General features: G+C 66.0%; 15 protein-coding genes. 7 read left to right on the top strand and 8 right to left on the bottom strand.

All coding sequences use genetic code 11. From position 1 onward, the window contains the following. Nucleotides 1-27: 27 nt before the first annotated feature. Nucleotides 28-465 carry a peptidoglycan-binding protein LysM gene (gene lysM, locus CKO23_RS04270; RefSeq protein ID WP_200328518.1) on the bottom strand — a complete coding sequence of 146 codons (438 nt, stop codon included), beginning with the start codon at nt 463-465 and terminating at the stop codon, nt 28-30. Nucleotides 466-861: 396 nt separating this feature from the next. On the opposite strand from lysM, the gene CKO23_RS04265 reads away from it, so the two are divergent. Further along, a complete protein-coding gene (locus tag CKO23_RS04265) occupies nt 862-1,188 on the top strand; it encodes a hypothetical protein (RefSeq protein WP_200328517.1) in 327 nt (108 codons plus the stop codon). Between the two features lie 19 nt (nt 1,189-1,207). Here CKO23_RS04265 and CKO23_RS04260 read toward each other — a convergent pair whose 3' ends face one another. Then, a complete protein-coding gene (locus tag CKO23_RS04260) occupies nt 1,208-1,840 on the bottom strand; it encodes a pseudouridine synthase (RefSeq protein ID WP_200328516.1) in 633 nt (210 codons plus the stop codon). Between the two features lie 296 nt (nt 1,841-2,136). Here CKO23_RS04260 and CKO23_RS04255 point away from each other — a divergent pair, with 296 nt between their 5' ends. Both CKO23_RS04255 and CKO23_RS04250 read left to right on the top strand, forming a co-directional pair. Beyond that, entirely contained in the window at nt 2,137-2,952 is an 816-nt protein-coding gene (locus CKO23_RS04255; protein ID WP_200328515.1) for a GNAT family N-acetyltransferase, read from the top strand. Nucleotides 2,953-3,131: 179 nt separating this feature from the next. Then, a complete protein-coding gene (locus CKO23_RS04250; protein ID WP_200328514.1) occupies nt 3,132-4,013 on the top strand; it encodes a DNA ligase in 882 nt (293 codons plus the stop codon). Between the two features lie 164 nt (nt 4,014-4,177). Here the strand turns inward: CKO23_RS04250 and CKO23_RS04245 are convergent, their stop codons facing one another. From CKO23_RS04245 to CKO23_RS04230, 4 genes are all read right to left on the bottom strand, one after another. Beyond that, nucleotides 4,178-4,375, bottom strand: coding sequence for a hypothetical protein (locus tag CKO23_RS04245; RefSeq protein WP_200328513.1), 198 nt, complete (start codon nt 4,373-4,375; stop codon nt 4,178-4,180). Between the two features lie 301 nt (nt 4,376-4,676). Then, nucleotides 4,677-5,240 carry a peptidylprolyl isomerase gene (locus CKO23_RS04240; protein WP_200328512.1) on the bottom strand — a complete coding sequence of 188 codons (564 nt, stop codon included), beginning with the start codon at nt 5,238-5,240 and terminating at the stop codon, nt 4,677-4,679. Nucleotides 5,241-5,440: 200 nt separating this feature from the next. Continuing rightward, nucleotides 5,441-6,052, bottom strand: coding sequence for a hypothetical protein (locus CKO23_RS04235; protein WP_200328511.1), 612 nt, complete (start codon nt 6,050-6,052; stop codon nt 5,441-5,443). Between the two features lie 19 nt (nt 6,053-6,071). Further along, the gene (locus CKO23_RS04230; protein ID WP_200328510.1) at nt 6,072-6,518 is read right to left on the bottom strand and encodes a rhodanese-like domain-containing protein; all 447 of its coding nucleotides are present in this window, start codon (nt 6,516-6,518) and stop codon (nt 6,072-6,074) included. A gap of 205 nt (nt 6,519-6,723) precedes the next feature. Here CKO23_RS04230 and CKO23_RS04225 point away from each other — a divergent pair, with 205 nt between their 5' ends. Then, nucleotides 6,724-8,253 (top strand): helicase HerA-like domain-containing protein, encoded by a 1,530-nt coding sequence (locus CKO23_RS04225; RefSeq protein WP_200328509.1) that lies wholly within the window; start codon nt 6,724-6,726, stop codon nt 8,251-8,253. 198 nt (nt 8,254-8,451) lie between these two features. Beyond that, nucleotides 8,452-9,270, top strand: a complete 819-nt coding sequence (locus CKO23_RS04220; RefSeq protein WP_200328508.1) for an AAA family ATPase — start codon at nt 8,452-8,454, stop codon at nt 9,268-9,270. A 110-nt stretch (nt 9,271-9,380) separates the two neighbouring features. On the opposite strand, the gene CKO23_RS04215 is transcribed toward CKO23_RS04220, so the two are convergent. After that, nucleotides 9,381-9,761: a hypothetical protein gene (locus tag CKO23_RS04215; RefSeq protein ID WP_200328507.1), complete on the bottom strand. Its 381-nt coding sequence runs from the start codon at nt 9,759-9,761 to the stop codon at nt 9,381-9,383. A gap of 542 nt (nt 9,762-10,303) precedes the next feature. Between CKO23_RS04215 and CKO23_RS04210 the strand changes: the two genes are divergently transcribed. Further along, nucleotides 10,304-11,464: a YfiR family protein gene (locus tag CKO23_RS04210; protein ID WP_200328506.1), complete on the top strand. Its 1,161-nt coding sequence runs from the start codon at nt 10,304-10,306 to the stop codon at nt 11,462-11,464. Nucleotides 11,465-11,526: 62 nt separating this feature from the next. Here the strand turns inward: CKO23_RS04210 and CKO23_RS04205 are convergent, their stop codons facing one another. Beyond that, nucleotides 11,527-13,632 carry a TonB-dependent receptor plug domain-containing protein gene (locus CKO23_RS04205; protein WP_200328505.1) on the bottom strand — a complete coding sequence of 702 codons (2,106 nt, stop codon included), beginning with the start codon at nt 13,630-13,632 and terminating at the stop codon, nt 11,527-11,529. Nucleotides 13,633-14,363: 731 nt separating this feature from the next. On the opposite strand from CKO23_RS04205, the gene CKO23_RS04200 reads away from it, so the two are divergent. Then, nucleotides 14,364-16,754, top strand: coding sequence for an ATP-binding protein (locus CKO23_RS04200; protein WP_200328504.1), 2,391 nt, complete (start codon nt 14,364-14,366; stop codon nt 16,752-16,754). Nucleotides 16,755-16,775 lie beyond the last annotated feature (21 nt).

Raw genomic sequence — 16,775 nt, 5'->3', positions numbered from 1 at the left:
GGCTTGTGCCCGCTCCATGCGGTTCGCTCAGGCGTCGTTCAGTGGGATGCGGATCTTCTGGCCGGGGAAGATGAGATCGGGATCCTTGATGACCTCGCGGTTGGCGTCGAAGAGGCGCGGATAGGCCGATGCCTTGCCGTAGAAGTGCTTGGCAATGGCGGAGAGGGTGTCGCCCTTCTGAACGACGTAGTAATCGACCTTTTCGCTGGCGGGTGGCGCCTGGAGTGCGTCAGCCGTGACCGACTCGACACCCATGACGTTGCCGGCCATGAGCACGGCCTTCTCCATGGCCGCGGCATCGTCCGCTGTCCCGGCCAATGAAACGACGCCGTCCTGATAGCTCACCCGCAGGTCCTTGATGCCCGGGTTGCTCTGCTCGATGTGGGCGCGGATCTTTTCCTCGGCATCCGCGTCCTTGCTGAAGAGCTTGTGTCCGACCGTCTTTGCGAAATCGAAAAGTCCCATGATGCTCACCTCGTCTCTGTTGCGTTCAGCTGTGATCGAGAGCCTGTGTGATCGAAAGCAGGCGGGCGGTAAGTATAGGCGGCCAGGATGAAGGCCAACGTTCGATCGCGGGCGCCGCCGCTCCAAGCGCCCTTATGCTTGGCAATCGCGAGGTCGGCGCGCCAGGACGCTCATGCGGTTGCTCCCGCTGAACAACAGGGTCGTGCCCATCGCGCTCGCCCGCGGCGATTGGCGGGGTTGACGCCGCCGAGGATGACCGCGCCGCCCTGGAGATTGCCTGCCGTTCAGCGAGGGTTCATGCACGGCGAGGTAGGCTGTCGGGGTGAAACCAAGCGCCTGGCGCTTGTCCAATAGATCAGGTCTCGATCGCTGAGGTGACTCGACATGAAAGGTACGATGATTGCTCTCACGACCCTGGCGGCGCTCGCGGCAGCGCTGCCCGCCCCGAATGCCCAGGCCGGGGACCCCGGCGCTGCCGCCGCCGCTGGCTTTATAGGGGGGCTGGTGGGTGGCTTGCTGCTCGGTCCGCCGCCTCCCTATCCCCCGGCCGTGCTCTATATCGAGCGTCGGCCCGGTCCAGCGCCCGCCTTCAGATACGGCCCTGCGCCACCGCCGCACTTTTCGCACCGTCGGCATGCCGACTATGACGGCAGAGCCTACGGCGACGATCGGTCGTACGGCTACGATCGATCGTACGACGACCGCCCTTACTACGGCGACTAGCGGTTGCCATCTGGGGGCGTCAACGGCGCCTGTCGGTGCGACGTCGCTTGGCTTGGGTGGCCTGCGTCCGCTGTCTGGTGTCTGCCGGCCGGTCGGTCGTGGGCGTTGCGACCTGCAGCGTCCGGTATTGCCCCGGCTGTAGGTCGCCGAGCCGCCAATCCCCGATCGCGACCCTGACCAGTCTGAGGGTGGGGAGCCCGACTGCCGCGGTCATGCGGCGTACCTGACGGTTGCGCCCTTCCTGGATCGCGATCGAGACCCACGCCGTCGGCACGCTTTTGCGAAACCGGACCGGTGGATCGCGTGTCCAGAGATCCGGCTCATGTAGCGGCTCGACTCGCGCCGGCCGTGTCGGGCCGTCCTTGAGCATCACGCCCGCGCGCAACCGTTCGAGCCGAGCCTCTTCCAGCGTACCCTCCACCTGGACCCAATAGGTCTTCCACGCCTTGTGTCGCGGATGGCTGATCGCGTGCTGCAGCCTTCCGTCATCCGTCAGGAGCAAGAGCCCCTCACTGTCTTTGTCCAGCCGTCCCGCGGGATAGACGCCGGGCAGCGGGACATAGTCGGCCAACGTCTGGCCCGCCCCCGGCTCACCTCCGGTGAACTGACTGAGGACGCCATAGGGCTTGTTGAGTAGGACGAGGCGGGACATGGCGTTTGCGAGGGATGGCGTCGGCTGGGGCGGCATAGTCTACCGGCGTCCCGGCGCGGGCGGCGATTCCAGTCGCGCTCGGTGTGGCTGAGAAGGTGGTGTTGGCGCGCCAAGCCCCGAAGGACTGGCGAACCCGGCCAGCCTGTGAGGATGACGCCGCATTGGAACCTGGGGTCGCCAGTTGACTCTAATGTTGCAGTGCACAAATACGGGCCCGAAGTCCTGTGATCTTCGCCGGCTGTCTTTTTTCGCGTGTTGGCTGCGGCCGTACTGGGCCATTTTGCGGAGGCTCAACCATGTTGAATCCTGATCGAGCTGGACTGGGGTATGGGGGCGACTTCCTGCTGAGAGACGGCACGTCGTACCGAATTCGTCCGATCGGCGCGGCCGACCGAAGGCTGGTTTTCGATTGTTTCGAGGCTTTGTCCCCGGACGCGCGGCGGTTGCGCTTCTTCGGCGTCAAGCCAGCGCTGAGTCAGTCCGATCTCGACTTCCTGACGGGCGCGGACGGGCGAGACCACCTCGCCTTGGGCGCCGTTCGGCTGACCACGCAGGGAGACGAGGTCGAGCTGATCGGCGCGGCGCGCTGCATCCGCTTGGGGGCGGGATCCGACACCAGCGAGTTGGCGATGGCGGTCATTGACAAGGCACAGGGGCTTGGCATCGGTAAGGCCCTGCTGAGGCGCCTGGTCGAAGTCGCTGGCGCGCGGGGCATCCGGCGCTTTCGCTGCGAGGTCATGGCCGCGAACCACGGCATGCGCGCCCTTGCCGATGGCCTTGGCAGCCGCGCGCGATGGCTGGAGGACGGCACGCTGGAGTATGAATATCCCTTCGCCTGTCCGACGACCGATGTGGAGGAGCCTTTGCGCTTCCCAATGGATCTGCTGATGGTGAGCAATCTGACGACAGCGGCCTGGACGACGGCAACGGTGCAGTGCTGCGAGGACGTCTTCGCGCTCGGCAGGTCGCTGCTCGCGGTCTGGTTGGAGCGCTGGCCAGCTTGGGAGGAACCTCTGCCCACAACACCCAAGTTGTCCTCTTGGTCGTCGTCATGTCCGCCACTGGCGAAGATGTCGAGGCTGGAGTCCTCGACGCAGCGCCAAGCGCGCTGAAGCGGTCGGATCGGTTGTGGTGACAGGCGCCCTCGACTAGGCTTTCCGCGTACACATGTCTCACTCGGAGATCCGTCGTGGAGCCACCCGCCTCGTCACTCCCTTACTCCTCCTTAGTCCCTCACTCATCCTTATTCACTCACGCCTCCTTGCTTGCCGTTCTGCTCGGCGTGCAGGGCATGCCGTACGCTGCGAGCGCGCTCGCGCCGTCGGGGCAGGGCGGCGAGGCCCCGGCCTGGTCAGCGGATGCGTCGTTGCGCGGGGCGTCCACCTCGGGCGATTCGGTCGAGGTGCCTGATCTGATGCTTGCCGAGGTCTATGAGCCAGGCGTGGATCTGGCCGACTATTGGGTGAGCGAGAAGCTCGACGGTGTGCGTGCCTACTGGGACGGGGCGCGACTCGTCAGCCGCGGCGGAATCCGCATCCATGCGCCGGCCTGGTTCACCGCCGGCTTTCCGGCGCGGGCGCTGGACGGCGAGCTCTGGATCGAGCGCGGTGCCTTCGAGCGGGTGTCGGGGGCGGTGCGTCGCCGCGAGCCGGACCTGCGGGATTGGCGGGCGATCCGCTATCGGGTCTTCGATCTGCCCAGCGTCGACGCCACTTTCGGGGAGCGGTTGCCCATCCTCGCGGACCTCGTGGCCACGGCGTCCAACCCCTATCTCTCCGCGGTCGAGCAGGTGCGCATCCGCGACGCGTGGGATCTGCGGCGCATGCTGCGTGAGGTGGAGGCGGCCGGTGGAGAAGGGCTGATGCTGCACCGCGACGATGCCCGCTACCGCGGCGGGCGATCGAGCGCCTTGCTCAAGGTGAAGTCCCACCAGGATGCGGATGCGCGGGTGATCGCGCGGATCCCTGGTCGGGGGCGGCTCGCGGGGATGCTCGGCTCGCTTCTGGTCGAGGACGAGGATGGCCGGCGCTTTCGGATCGGGACAGGTTTCAGCGATGCGGAGCGACGCAATGCGCCGCCCGTCGGCAGCATCGTGACCTTCACCTATCAGGGCCGCACGGAGCGCGGCATCCCGCGCTTCGCAAGCTTTCTGCGTGTCAGAGAAGACGACTGATTCGATCTGGCGCGATGCGTCGTGAGTGAGTCGACGCGCCCATGATCGGGGTGAATCGGCGCTCAATGAGCCGCCGATTCCGAGGCTCTATGGTTCCTAGGCTCTGTGGTTGGCGGCTGGAGTCCGCTTCCAGCGCCTGGTTCGATGGTCGGTCGGATCCTCGGTCAGTGGCCGAGATGTTGCCAGTTCTGTAGCACCTCAGCCTCGATCTGGCGCTCGAAGCCGCCGAAGCGACTGCGCTGCTGGCCTTGCGCCTGGGGATCACACCAGGGGTGAAGCGCCAATGCTGGTTGGGTCCAATCCCGAGCTGTCTGCTCGTATCTGGTGTGGGTCAGGAATGCGTCCGGGTCGCGATCGAACATGCTGGGATCCTCGTGGAGGCTGGAAGACACATGCTTGAGTATTCTCTCAAGCAAAAGTCTTGCCGAAACGCGCCGAAATCAAGGTCGAGTCGAATTTCGGTCGAGGATGGAGGCACCCGTGCGCCGATCGCGCGATCCCCATTCCGGCAGCTGCATGCAGCTTTGCACCTACCGCGTCTGCTGTCTGCGGACGGTTTCCCAACTTGGGCAAAAGTGCGCCGCTCGGCTGTTCTGCCCGCTACCGGTGCGCGGGATGCACGCTTCAGGTGCATCCCGCGACCGCTCGGCGTCTTCCGCCCGGTCAGAGCTGGCGGCAAGACTCCAGGGTAACGGGCGAGGCGGGGCGGCCCGAGTTGGATCCCTGCGCTTCGATCGCGCTGATGACGTCCATGCCCTCCACCACCTTGCCGAAGACGACGTGTTTACCGCTCAGCCAGGGTGTGGCGGCGACCGTGATGAAGAACTGCGAGCCGTTGGTGTTCGGCCCGGCGTTGGCCATTGCAAGCTGCCCCGGTCCGGTGAAGTCGAGCTCGAAATTCTCGTCCGCGAACTTCTCGCCGTAGATGGATTTGCCACCCGTGCCATTGCCATTGGTGAAATCGCCGCCCTGGATCATGAAGCCGGGGATGATGCGGTGGAAGGGACTGCCGGCAAAGCTCAGGTCCTCGCCCTTCTCGCCGGTGCAGAGTGCGCGGAAGTTCTCGGCGGTCTTGGGCGCGACATCGGCGAAAAGCTCCAACGTGATGGTTCCGGCGGGTTTGCCGCCGATGCTCACGTCCATGGCAACCTTGGGGTTGGCGGCAAATGCCGTGGCCGTGCTGGCGGCGAGCAGAAGAGCGGCGATCAAACGGTTCGATGTGGACATCATGATTCCTCGATTCGTGTTTTTGTTGGGATTGGGGCTTCGTTGGGACGGGAATTCGTTGGAACGGGGATTGGTGTCGGGACAAGCATTGGTGTTGCGATCGGTCTTGATGGTCGGATCGGCTGTTGATTCCGTGGCGCCCTGATCTGAACCGCGAAGCCAGGATAACCTGCACGCTCAGGTCCAGTGTCTGCGCTGTCTCAGGGCGCCTTCTCCGTGTCGCCTTGCAACTCCGGAGGCGGCGGGAAACGCTCCGCCAGCGCATCCGGGATCTCGCCGCGGCCTGCCTGCTCGATGGCACCGGACTCCAGCATGATGCTGACCATGACGGCCAGCAGCAGCGGCACCACGCCGAGGCGCGCCCAAACGGCGCTTCCCATGTCCTGCGACGCCAGTTTGTGCCGCTCCATCTCCTGCATGGCGGGGGACAGACCCTGAACCTGTGCCTCGATGTCGGCCTCGTTTGCGCCCCCCAGCCACGCCAGGCTGAGGATGGCGGCGCAGACGACATAGGACGCCAGCACCAAGCGGTAGCGCGAGGTCGCGAGTCGCCAGTGGACGCTGACGAACCAGTGCCGCCGCTGCGCGCCCGCTGCGCGCCGCCAGGTGATGCCGATGACGGTCAGCGACACGACCAAGGGGGCCGCCAGGGCGACCCACTTGAAGTGCGCGATCGCCGAATCCGGTTGCGCCATGGACCCCGCCAGCAAGGCTACGCCGATCAGCAGGTTGCAGACGATGAGATTGACCATCGCCAGCTCATGCGGTGCCTTGGCCGCCTTGCGTGTTGCCTCGTCGACGGGGAGTCGCATGACTTAGGTCATCCTCGGATCAACAGTTGGTGCAGGATTGGATGGGCAGGCCGCGGCGGATCCAGCCCGGCCCCGCCTTGCTGCCGGCCATCCCCTCGGGCACGTTGTAGACATTGGTGAAGCCGACGGATTGTAGCTGCTCCTGCAGATAGGTGCTGCGGTTGCCGGTGCGGCAGATGAGCGCGATCGGGGCCGACTTGTCACCGCCGACGCTGTCGAGCAGCTTGCTCAAGAAGGCGGAAGGACCTTTCGGGTCCGCCATATCGATCCGCTGCGCCACCGGGGCCACGCCGGTCTGGCGCCACTCGGGCGGCGTGCGGATGTCGATCAGCGTGATCTCGCCCGCCTGGGCCTTGGCGAGCGCCTCCTCCGGCGACAGATTCGGCCCGGCCGCCTCGGAGCAGCCGACTGAGAGGAGGAGTGCGGCGAGCAACGCCGTCAACCAACTGAAACGCTTGTACAACATGGTGATCTCTCTGTTTATGTGAAGTGGGTTAGTGATGTGACGTGGGCGAATTGCGTGAAGTGGGCTAGTCGCGTGAAGTGAGCGGGCTTCGAATCGGGATACTCAGAACCGCCAGGGCCGTCTTTCGTTCCCGGCGGGGCGGCAATGGCGGCGGGTTATACTCGCGGCCGGACACGACTTATCAGAACCACACGGAGCGCTGTCAATGACAACTTCCATCCTCGTCGGCCAGCAGGGCGACCAGGCCGTCTCCATCCTCGCCGGCATGGCCAATCGTCACGGCCTGGTCGCCGGTGCCACCGGGACGGGCAAGACCGTCACCCTCCAGCGTCTGGCCGAGCAGTTCAGCCGCATGGGTGTCCCGGTGTTCCTGGCCGACATCAAGGGCGATCTTGCGGGGATCAGCCAGGCTGGAGGTGACAATCCGCGGGTTGCCCAGCGGGTCGCGGAGATGGGGCTGGAGGCGGGCGATGGCTTCGCCTATGCCGCCAACCCCGTGATGTTCTGGGACATCCTCGCGGAGCGGGGGCATCCGGTCCGCGCCACGGTGAGCGAGCTGGGACCTATGTTGCTGTCGCGGCTGCTCAATCTCAATGAGGTGCAAGAGGGCGTCATCAATATCGTCTTCCAGGTCGCGGACGAGAACGGCTGGCTGCTGCTGGATCTGAAGGATCTGCGGGCACTGCTGGCGCACGTCGCGGACACGGCCGACAGCCTCCAGACCCGCTACGGCAATGTCTCCAAGGCCAGCGTGGGCGCCATCCTGCGCCGTCTGCTGGCACTGGAGCAGCAGGGCGCGGAGCAGCTGTTCGGGGAGCCGGCGCTGGCGCTGGAGGACATGATGCAGACCGACGTGCAAGGGCGCGGCTACATCAATGTCCTCGTGGCGGACAAGCTCATCCATGCCCCCGCGCTCTACTCCACCTTTCTGCTCTGGCTCCTCTCCGAACTCTTCGAGGAGTTACCGGAGGTCGGCGACCCGGCCAAGCCGAGGATGGTCCTCTTCTTCGACGAGGCGCACCTCATGTTCGACGACGCGCCCAAGGTGCTGCTGGACAACATCGAGAAGGTGGTGCGGCTGATTCGCTCTAAGGGAGTTGGCGTCTACTTCGTGACTCAGAACCCGCTCGATGTTCCGGAGTCCGTGCTGGGCCAGCTCGGCAACCGGGTCCAGCATGCCCTGCGGGCCTACACCCCGAAGGATCAGAAGGCGGTGCGCGTCGCGGCCGAGACCTTCCGCCAGAATCCGGACCTGGATACCGAGGCGGTCATCACGGCCCTGGGCGTCGGCGAGGCGCTGATCTCGACCCTGGACGATCAGGGGATCCCGAGCAGGGTTCAACGGGTCTTCGTCGCACCGCCCGGCAGTCGGCTGGGGCCGATCAGCGAGGCGGAGCGCGCGGCCGTCATGGCTCAGTCCCTGGTGAATGGCGTCTACGATGCGCCCGTCGATCGCGTCTCCGCCTACGAGATCCTCGAGGAGCGCGGGCGCAAGGCGGCATCCGCCACGGAGGCGCCCGAGATCCCGGACCTCCCGGACGACTTTGGACGCGGCGGCGGCGGTTCCTCCGCGCCGTCGCCGCGACGTCAGCCGAGCACGCGCACCAGCAGCCGCCAGAGTCCGATCGAGGCCTTCGCGACGAGCGCCATGCGCTCGCTCGGAACCCAGATCGGGCGGCAGCTGGTGCGCGGCATCATGGGTTCGCTGCTCGGCGGCGGCTCGCGGCGGCGCTGACCGCGTGCGAGGTTTGTCATGCCCATTTCGCTGGATCCAACGGCCAGGGGCCTTGTCGCGCCCTTTGGCTGAGTATGATGCCGCCGGACTGCCGAGGCGTCTGCCATGGCGAGCGCCCATCGAGGTCGCTTGGCGGGCTGAGGTTCCCCAGCTGTTTCCAGCCGACAATCCCGAGCGCGCGACGATGGGAGGCCGACTGTGCCGCATGCGTTGAGAGTCCTCAAGCCCGAGGAATACTTCATCCGGGACGAGCCCTACTACGAGCCGGTGGGTGAGGAGATTGCGGTCTTCGATGCGGCCTACCGCCAGGGGCTGCCGATCCTGCTCAAGGGGCCGACCGGCTGCGGCAAGACGCGCTTCATGGAGCACATGGCGTGGCGGCTGAAGCGGCCGCTGATCACCGTCTCCTGCCATGACGATCTGACCGCGTCCGACCTGATTGGCCGTTTCCTGGTGAAAGGTGGCGAGACCATCTGGGTGGACGGGCCGCTGGCCCGCGCGGTGCGCGCCGGCGGCATCTGCTATCTGGACGAGATCGTCGAGGCGCGCAAGGACACCACCGTAGTCATTCATCCGCTGGCCGACGATCGCCGTGTGCTGCCGATGGAAAAGGTCGGTGAGCTGCTGGAGGCGCCGGACACCTTCTGTCTGGCGATCTCCTACAATCCCGGCTATCAGAGCGTGCTCAAGGACCTCAAGCAGTCCACCCGCCAGCGCTTCGTTGCCCTGGCGTTCGACTACCCGGCCTCGGCGCTGGAACAGAAGATCGTCGAGAAGGAATCCGGCATCGATGCCGCTCAGGCGCGGCAGCTGGTCAGGTTCGCGCACATGACGCGCAACCTCAAGGGGCAGGGTCTGGATGAAGGCGCCTCGACCCGTCTGCTGGTGCATGCGGCGAAGCTGATGGTCGGCGGCGTGGAGCCCGTGGTTGCCTACCGCAGTGCCATCGCTCAGGCGCTCACCGATGATCCGGACATGCTCTTCGCCATCCGGGAGCTGAGCGCTTCACTGTTCTGAGTCCCTCAGCGACTTTCGCGACACTCCGCGCCGAGTCTTGTCGTCACCGATTCGCGGAGCTGTCCGAGGTCCGAGGGGCGTCGATCCGACGACGCACCCCCGGACCGGGCTCAATCAGACGCAGGTTGATGCTCGTCCTGCGCGTCCGTCGTCCCGCTGAGTTTCTCGCTCGCCGCCTCCAGCTTTTCGGCGGCCTGCTCGGCGGCCGTCCCCAGGCCGGCCTTGGCATCGCCAACGGCATTGTCGAGCTTGGATTGCGCCTCCTGCATGGATGCGTTGATGCGCTCGTTGGCCTCGCTCATCGCCGTGTCGGCGCGCTCTGAGGCCTTCTGCATGGCCGTGTCCAGCTCCTTGCCCATGCGTTCCGCGGGGCCTTCGGCCTGCTGCTGAGGCTCCGTGTCCTGGCCGCAGCCAGCGATGGCGATCACAAAGAGCGCGCTCATGGCGAAGGCCAGCGCGCGACCATGTCCGCGGGGATGAAAGCTATGCATCAGTTCTCTCCTGTTGTGCTGATATCACCGACCGTTCCGACCACGCTCATTCTGCCGATAAAGACCTGTCTTGCCAAAGGGTGCATGCGCGCGGACTTGCGTCCCACCTCTCACTCAATCCGCCCCGCCGCCAGCGTCTAGCGCGCGTGTCGCGCGTGGCACCGCGGAGCGGCTGCCACGAGAGGGTTGCTGTTTCGTCGCTGGCGAAGCGCGCGGACGTTGCCCATCCCGCCGATCCGCACCGCAGCCGGAGGCTCTGTCCGCCGCCATTGGACCACCTCGGCATGATCCTGAGCCCCATTGTCGGCCGCTGCGTCGATCAGGTTTCGGCCCAGGGAGGTGGATGCCTATAATGAGGCGACAACGCGCTTGGTCTGGCGTTTAGCGTGAATGCGGCGCTGGTGCTCTTCGGGCGCGACCGACTCAAATCCTCGCGTCGCGAGCCTGTCACTGCGTCCCGCGCGGCCCAATGCGCGGCGCGGCGAACGCGAGCTGTCCCTACCGATCGAGATCAAGTTTTGACGCAACGCACGGGATGCATGATGCGTGAGGGTGCAGCGGATCGCGAGCTCGATCATTCGGCGCCTGTCACCCGGCTCGGACGGGCGCTGCTCGGCGCATGGGCCGCGGTGGGTTGCCGCATCCGTGCCTTGGTTCATGCCTCACTCCTGGGCTTCGTGATCTGTGCCCAAGTCCTGCTCGTGCCTCAGGGCGCCGAGGCGGCCACCCCGGCCCTGTGGCGGGAGGACGCTCAACGGATGCAGCTTGGCCTGAAGCTCTTCCCGGCCTGCCTCGGTGCGGTGGAGTCGCTCGATAGGCATCTCGGCCCGGACGGCAGTCTGTTGGTGCTGGTGGTCTATGAGGACTCCAAGGCCGCTGCGCTGGAGGCCGCCGCCAGCCTTGCGTCCATGGCGAGGATTGGCGGTCATCCGCTGCGCGTCGAGGTGTTCTCGGCAGCGGATCTGGATGCCTATGCCGGGGAGCGCCCGGCTGGGATCTTCATTGCCAGTGTCGGCATGGAGCCGCGCCGTCTGCGCCTCTGGTCGGAGCGCCAGCGCGCACTCGTCTTCTCGCCGTTCGCCGGCGCCGTCGAGGAGGGGGCCGTGGTCGGCATCTCTGTGGCCGACCGTGTTCTACCCTTCGTCAACCTGGCGCAGGCGCGCCGGGCCGGCATTCGCTTCAAGTCCTATTTCCTCGACGCGGCGCAGGCGTATCAGCCCTTCGCCGAGACCGATGTGCGGGCGACCTTTCTGCTCAACTTCGCGCTCTTCATCGAGTGGCCGTCCTCGGCTTTCGACTCGCCGTCCGCGCCCCTGCGCTATTGCGTGCTCGGAAACCCGGCCTTGTCCTCCAGCTTGGGGCGGATGCTCGCGGGTGAAAAGGCCGCGGGCCGGCCATTGCAGCTCGTCGATGCCGAGGACGCGGCGCAGTGGCGCCGCTGTCACATCCTCTATATCGACCATTCGGCGGCCGAGCCCGCGGCGCGTGTGCTTGCCGCGGTGAAGGGCGCCGCGGTGCTCACCGTCGGCGATATGGAGTCGCTGGTGCACCAAGGCGGGATGGTGGCGTTGGTCCGCAAAGGCGGTCAGTTGCATCCGCTGATCAACCGCCAAGCGGCGACGCGCACCGGGATTCGGATCAGCTCCAAGCTGCTGCGCCTCGCGACCCTGGTGCCGGAATCGCGCAACGCAGAGCGGCGCTGATCGAGGTCGTCCAGGACCAGGCTGGCGATGGTGGCGCGCGTCGAGCCGAGCGGGGGGCTGTCTTACCGCCATTGATAGGAGAGCTGTACCCACCAGGTGCGCTCCTGCAGCAGCGGGTAGTCATTGGCGTAGGTGTAGGCGGCCGCGGGCGACTTGATCTCCTGTGCCAGGAGGTTCTTGACGCCAGCGCGCAGCGTCAGCCCCGGGCCGCCAAGGTCGAACCAGCTCAAGGTTAGCGCCAGATCCTGGTAGCCGGGGAGGCGATCGCTGCGCGGGTCCTCCGCCGAGCGATGACGATCGCTCACATAGCGCCAATGGCTGCTCACCAGGACGTCCGGGCGCGGACGGTAGAGCAGACTGAGGTTGCCCAGCCAGTCCGCCGCGCCAGCCAGCGGTCCGCCGATTTCTTCGTCCTGGGTCTCGCTGTAACTGAGGTTGGCCACGGCCTTCCAGGTCGGGCTCAGGCGCTGCTCCCATTCCGTCTCGATCCCTTGGAGACGTGCCCGCCCGCGGTTGAGATAGCTGCTGTTTTCGATGACGATCAGATTCTTGACCTGGGAGTGATAGAGCGTGGCGCGCGCGACGCTGTTCCCTCGTCGAAAGATGTAGCCGAGCTCGCTCGTGGCGACGGTCTCGGGCTCGATGGCGAATTCGCGCAAGCCCGAGGTACCAGGGTTTCCATAGACCTGAAAGAGTGTTGGGGGGAAGAAGGCCTCCGCATACTGGGCCTTGATGAGATGCGTGTCGCTGAGGGTCCAAACCGCCGCCAAGCGAGGCGAGAGGTTGTCGCCGACGTCGCTGTAGCTGTCATAGCGCAGACCGGCGGTAATCTCCAAGGGGGCGAAGGGATGGAATTGGTCCTGCACCGCGATGCTGCGGGTCGAGCGCCGCGCGCCGTCGTCGATGAAGTTCTGGTCTCCGCTGTAGCGACGCGGCGCCGCCAGCGGCTCAGAGGTGTCCAGGTCACTATTGAAGGCCCACCAGGCGTCGTCGATCTGGACGTTGGCCGCCGAGAGATCGAGCTGCCAGCGATGCCCGCTCCATCCGCGCCAGTCGAGATCGAGCTCGGCCTCCTGGCGGCTGAGTCTGATGTAGTCCGCGATGAAGACGCCGTCCGGATAGATGATCTGGGAGTCCAAGGGATAGGGCACTCCGGATGGGAGCACCTCCTCCGCCCATTTCCCAATGTACTGCGACCAGGTGAGCTTGAATTCCGCGCTGAGCGTGTCCGTTGGCGCCAAGGCCTGGCGCGCCTGGACCAGGGTCTGTTCGGAGAAGGAGGCGTCCGGACCCTCGCTCTCCTCGGGCAGCACGTTCAGCGCGCCGAAAAAGCTGCCGCCACGGTTGCGGCTGTACTGTGCCAGCAAGGAGAAGTGCTGGTAGTCCAGCGAGAGCACGGCGAGCCGATCGTTCTCGGCGTTATTGATCCTGCCCGGGGCCTGGGAGCGCTCGCCGAGGCCGAGCGCGTAGAGCCGGTCGACTCCCGCCGTCACCCCGACTCCATCCCTGTCCCAGCCGGCGGCATTGAGGCTGAGCCGCCAATCGCCCTTGGGGTCATCGACTGACAAGACCGCTCCCGCCTCATGCATCTCACCGCTTCCGGCGCGCAGATGGGCGCGGTTCTCGTGCTGGCGGGTGATGATGTTGATGACACCGGCGAAGGCGTGCTCGCCATGCATGGCGGAGCCGGGGCCGCGGATCACTTCGATGCGCTCAACCTGCTCGACCGGGATGTAGAGAATGTTCGAGTAGCCGCCGAACGCATTGTTCATCGGCGCCGAATTGAGCAGCAGCTTGACGTTGCCATTGGCATGCTGAAAGCCGCGAATCGCGACGCGCAGTCCGCCGTTGTTGTTGCGGTCGATCTGCACCCCGGGAACCAGCTCCAGGGCCTCCCAGGCGGTGTGCACCCCCAGGGCAACGAGCTCGTCGCCGTCCAGCACGCTCAGGATACCCGGCACATAGTCGGCGTTCATGCGCGTCTTCGTCGCCAGCGTAGACGCCTCGTCGATGACGGATAGGAGATCGGCCTTCGCGGCTCGGTTGCCCTTGATGTCATCCCGGCGGGGATCGGTCACTGAACTGCGCTGCTCGGTGGCCGTTGCCGGTAGGCTGAAGGCCGTCACGATGAGGATCGCTGCCAGCCGGAAGAGCGGTGCCGTCGCCATGAAGGCCTCTCTGTGGGATACGCTCGAATTGAGGCTCGTGAAGTCTCCACCAGAACCTCGAACGTGGGTATCGTCAAGCGGCAATCGGGTCATGGGGCGGCGACGTTGAAAACGGCTGGCTCACTCCGGCCAAGCCAGCACCGAGCGAGCAGCCCGCGAGGTGGTCTGAATCGCCCGGATGGTTGATGACGAATCTTAGCGAGACCCCTATCATTGTGTCCATGGAGGCGGCCACGATTCGATTGCCAATTCTTGCGATCTTAGGTTCTTACCCTGGCGATCAGGCGCGACTGACGCGGCGTTGTCCAGCGCTGCATCGCATCCAGGTCATCGCACCCATTGACCAGCGCCGGTGAGAATCGGCCAACGGGAGGTCGTGATCACGGACCGCGCCACTCACTCGCTCAAGTCGGCCTGTCCCAGACGCGGCTGCGGGATCTGCCCATCTCGGCGCGCGTTCACCCACTGTGTCTGAGCAAGGGGCTTCCTTACGGCCGCTGCACAACGCGGAGCGCTCTTCATCCAGCCTCTCGGTCACCGCTCCCTGGGGTCTTTGCGCGGCCTTCCTCAGGGCGGCAGCGCGGCCAGCTCCGCGAGCGCATGATCGGGCTGGCCTGCACAGGGGGGCAAGACGGTGATCGATCCTGAGGCGGCCTTGCGCGAGGTCATCCGCGGCAGCGCGCGGCGCTGGCCGCTGCCCATCCTGGCGACACGCGAGGGGCAATAGCGGGATGTCGTCCCTGTTCAGAGACGTGTCGGTGCGCTGGAAGGTCATCGCCGTGGTGATGCTGGTCACCACCGTGGTGCTGGGGATCTCCAGTCTGGTGGTCATCGTCATGGACGTCATCAGCATGCGCAATGCCCTGGTGGAGCGCGTCGGTGCGCTGTCGCGCGTCGCGGCCATCAACATGGCGGCGCCGCTCGCGTTTCAGGATCCGGGCGCCGCCGAAGAGATCCTCGCGGCGCTGGGTAGCGAGGAGGACGTCATCCGCATTCAGGTGCTCACCGCGGAGGGGCAGCTCTTCGCCGACTACCTGAGTCCGCGCCCTCGCTACGCCGGGCGCCTCGCGACGCTGGTCGATGAGGCGCAGGCGGCTCGTGCGAGGGAGCCGCAGGCGTCTGGCGGCGGCGTGGAACCCGTGCTCAGCTTCAGGTCCGGCTATCTCGACCTGCACATGTCGGTGCTCGTCGACGGCAAGACGCTCGGCTACATGGACCTTCAGTACGACACCACGGAACTGAGCCGGCGGATCCTCTATCAAGGGCTGGTGGCGCTCCTGGTCTTTATCGGCGGGACGGGCATCGCCTTTTTGCTGGCCGCGCGGCTGCACGGGCTTATTTCCGGGCCAATCCGCGAAATCGCCGAGATCATGGGGCGTACCGCGACCCATCAGGATTTCTCCGTTCGGCTGGACGCCCACCAGAAGGACGAACTCGGCACCCTGATGCGGGCCTTCAATACCATGCTGGAGCAGATCGAGCTGCGGGATGTGGAGCTGCGCAAGGCGCGCGACGCGGCGGAAGCCGGGAGTGAGGCCAAGTCGCAGTTCCTGGTCTCCATGAGTCACGAGATCCGCACCCCGATGAACGGCATTCTGGGCATGGCCGAACTCTTGTCTGGCACGTCGCTGGACGCACGCCAGCAGCATTTCACCCAGACGATCCAGGTGTCCGCCGAATCCCTGCTGGCGATCATCAACGACATCCTGGACTTCTCCAAGATCGAGGCCGGCCGCCTGGACCTCGAGCGGTTGGACTTCGACCTCTGCGCCATTCTCGATCGCACCCTGGATCTCCTGCACGAGAGCGCCCGAGCCAAGGGACTCGCGTTGCGAGCCCGGATTCCCGCCGGCTTTCCTGGCTGGGTCCGCGGCGATCCGGGCCGCTTGCAGCAGGTGCTGACGAATCTGCTCTCCAACGCCATCAAATTCACCGAGCGGGGAAGCGTGCAGCTGACGCTCTCCGTCTTGGAGGAGACGGCGGCCGTGCGGCGGGTACGCATCGCCGTTGCGGATACCGGAATCGGCCTCGCGCCGGACCAGCGCGAGCCTGTCTTCGAGCGCTTCAGTCAGGCGGATTCGTCCACCTCTAGGCGCTACGGCGGCACGGGGCTGGGCCTGAGTATCAGCAAGCAGTTGGTCGAGCTCATGGGAGGGGACATCGCCGTGGAGAGCGCGCTGGGGCAGGGGTCGGTCTTCCGCATCGACCTGCCGCTCGAAAAATCGCCGGGGCGGGTGGCGGACCAGCCGCGGGATTTCGGCCGACTCAGGGTGCTCCTGGTGACATCGGATCCCCGCACGCAAGCCGACTTGGAGCGACAGTGCGCGGCTTGGGATCTGCAGCTGACCTGCCGTGTCGATCTGCATGACGCCATGGAGCTGGCCCTGAACGAGGCGATGTGGGGGCGTGGTTTCGACGTCTTCTTGCTGGAGCAGGCCCAGCTGCCGGCGTTGGAGGTGCCGGCGGGGCGCGTGCTGCGCGATCTCATCGAGCAGGCGTCCGGCGCCGCCGTCCTGGTCCCGGACGCGCTGAGCGAAGGTGTCGACTATGCCTGGGGACGGTTGCGCACGCTCGCGACGCCTGTCGCCTCAAGCGGGCTGGCCGCCTATCTGAGTGCTATCATCGAAGGACGTCGCCTGCGCGCGGCGCAGACCCGGCCGGAGCTTGGGCGCGCGCCGGCCGGGGGGCAGCCCAATCTTGGGCTCAACGTCCTGGTGGCGGAGGACAATGAGGTCAATCAAGAGGTCATCGACAGCATGTTGAAGGCGCTGGGCTGCCGCGTCACCCTCTGTGCGGATGGCAAGGTGGCGCTGACGGCACTGGCCGAGCAAGCGCCGGATCTCATCCTCATGGATTGCCAGATGCCCTCTATGGACGGCTACGAGACCACGCGCCGCATCCGAGCGCGTGAGGCGCGCCAGGGTGGCCGGGTGCCGATCATCGCCCTGACGGCTCACGCGATGCGCGGCGACCGCGAGCGCGCCCTGGCCGCGGGAATGGACGATTTCCTCAGCAAGCCATTCAAGCTGGTCGATTTGACGGCGCTGCTGCAGCAATGGGGCGCCAAGCCGCAGACGACCGAGGCGCCCTCCGCGGCGGCGTCGGTCGATCGGTCCGCCTAGGACGTGTTCGCAAGCTGGCCG

The sequence above is a fragment of the Thiocystis violacea genome (assembly GCF_016583565.1).
Classification (GTDB): Bacteria; Pseudomonadota; Gammaproteobacteria; order Chromatiales; family Chromatiaceae; genus Thiorhodococcus; species Thiorhodococcus violaceus_A.
This window is presented reverse-complemented; position numbering and strand designations above follow the sequence as displayed.

Coding starts and splice junctions, on each gene's coding strand:
- lysM (WP_200328518.1), bottom strand. CDS start 465: ATGGGACTTTTCGATTTCGCAAAGACGGTCGGACACAAGCTCTTCAGC.
- CKO23_RS04265 (WP_200328517.1), top strand. CDS start 862: ATGATTGCTCTCACGACCCTGGCGGCGCTCGCGGCAGCGCTGCCCGCC.
- CKO23_RS04260 (WP_200328516.1), bottom strand. CDS start 1,840: ATGTCCCGCCTCGTCCTACTCAACAAGCCCTATGGCGTCCTCAGTCAG.
- CKO23_RS04255 (WP_200328515.1), top strand. CDS start 2,137: ATGTTGAATCCTGATCGAGCTGGACTGGGGTATGGGGGCGACTTCCTG.
- CKO23_RS04250 (WP_200328514.1), top strand. CDS start 3,132: ATGCCGTACGCTGCGAGCGCGCTCGCGCCGTCGGGGCAGGGCGGCGAG.
- CKO23_RS04245 (WP_200328513.1), bottom strand. CDS start 4,375: ATGTTCGATCGCGACCCGGACGCATTCCTGACCCACACCAGATACGAG.
- CKO23_RS04240 (WP_200328512.1), bottom strand. CDS start 5,240: ATGTCCACATCGAACCGTTTGATCGCCGCTCTTCTGCTCGCCGCCAGC.
- CKO23_RS04235 (WP_200328511.1), bottom strand. CDS start 6,052: ATGCGACTCCCCGTCGACGAGGCAACACGCAAGGCGGCCAAGGCACCG.
- CKO23_RS04230 (WP_200328510.1), bottom strand. CDS start 6,518: ATGTTGTACAAGCGTTTCAGTTGGTTGACGGCGTTGCTCGCCGCACTC.
- CKO23_RS04225 (WP_200328509.1), top strand. CDS start 6,724: ATGACAACTTCCATCCTCGTCGGCCAGCAGGGCGACCAGGCCGTCTCC.
- CKO23_RS04215 (WP_200328507.1), bottom strand. CDS start 9,761: ATGCATAGCTTTCATCCCCGCGGACATGGTCGCGCGCTGGCCTTCGCC.
- CKO23_RS04210 (WP_200328506.1), top strand. CDS start 10,304: ATGCGTGAGGGTGCAGCGGATCGCGAGCTCGATCATTCGGCGCCTGTC.
- CKO23_RS04205 (WP_200328505.1), bottom strand. CDS start 13,632: ATGGCGACGGCACCGCTCTTCCGGCTGGCAGCGATCCTCATCGTGACG.
- CKO23_RS04200 (WP_200328504.1), top strand. CDS start 14,364: ATGTCGTCCCTGTTCAGAGACGTGTCGGTGCGCTGGAAGGTCATCGCC.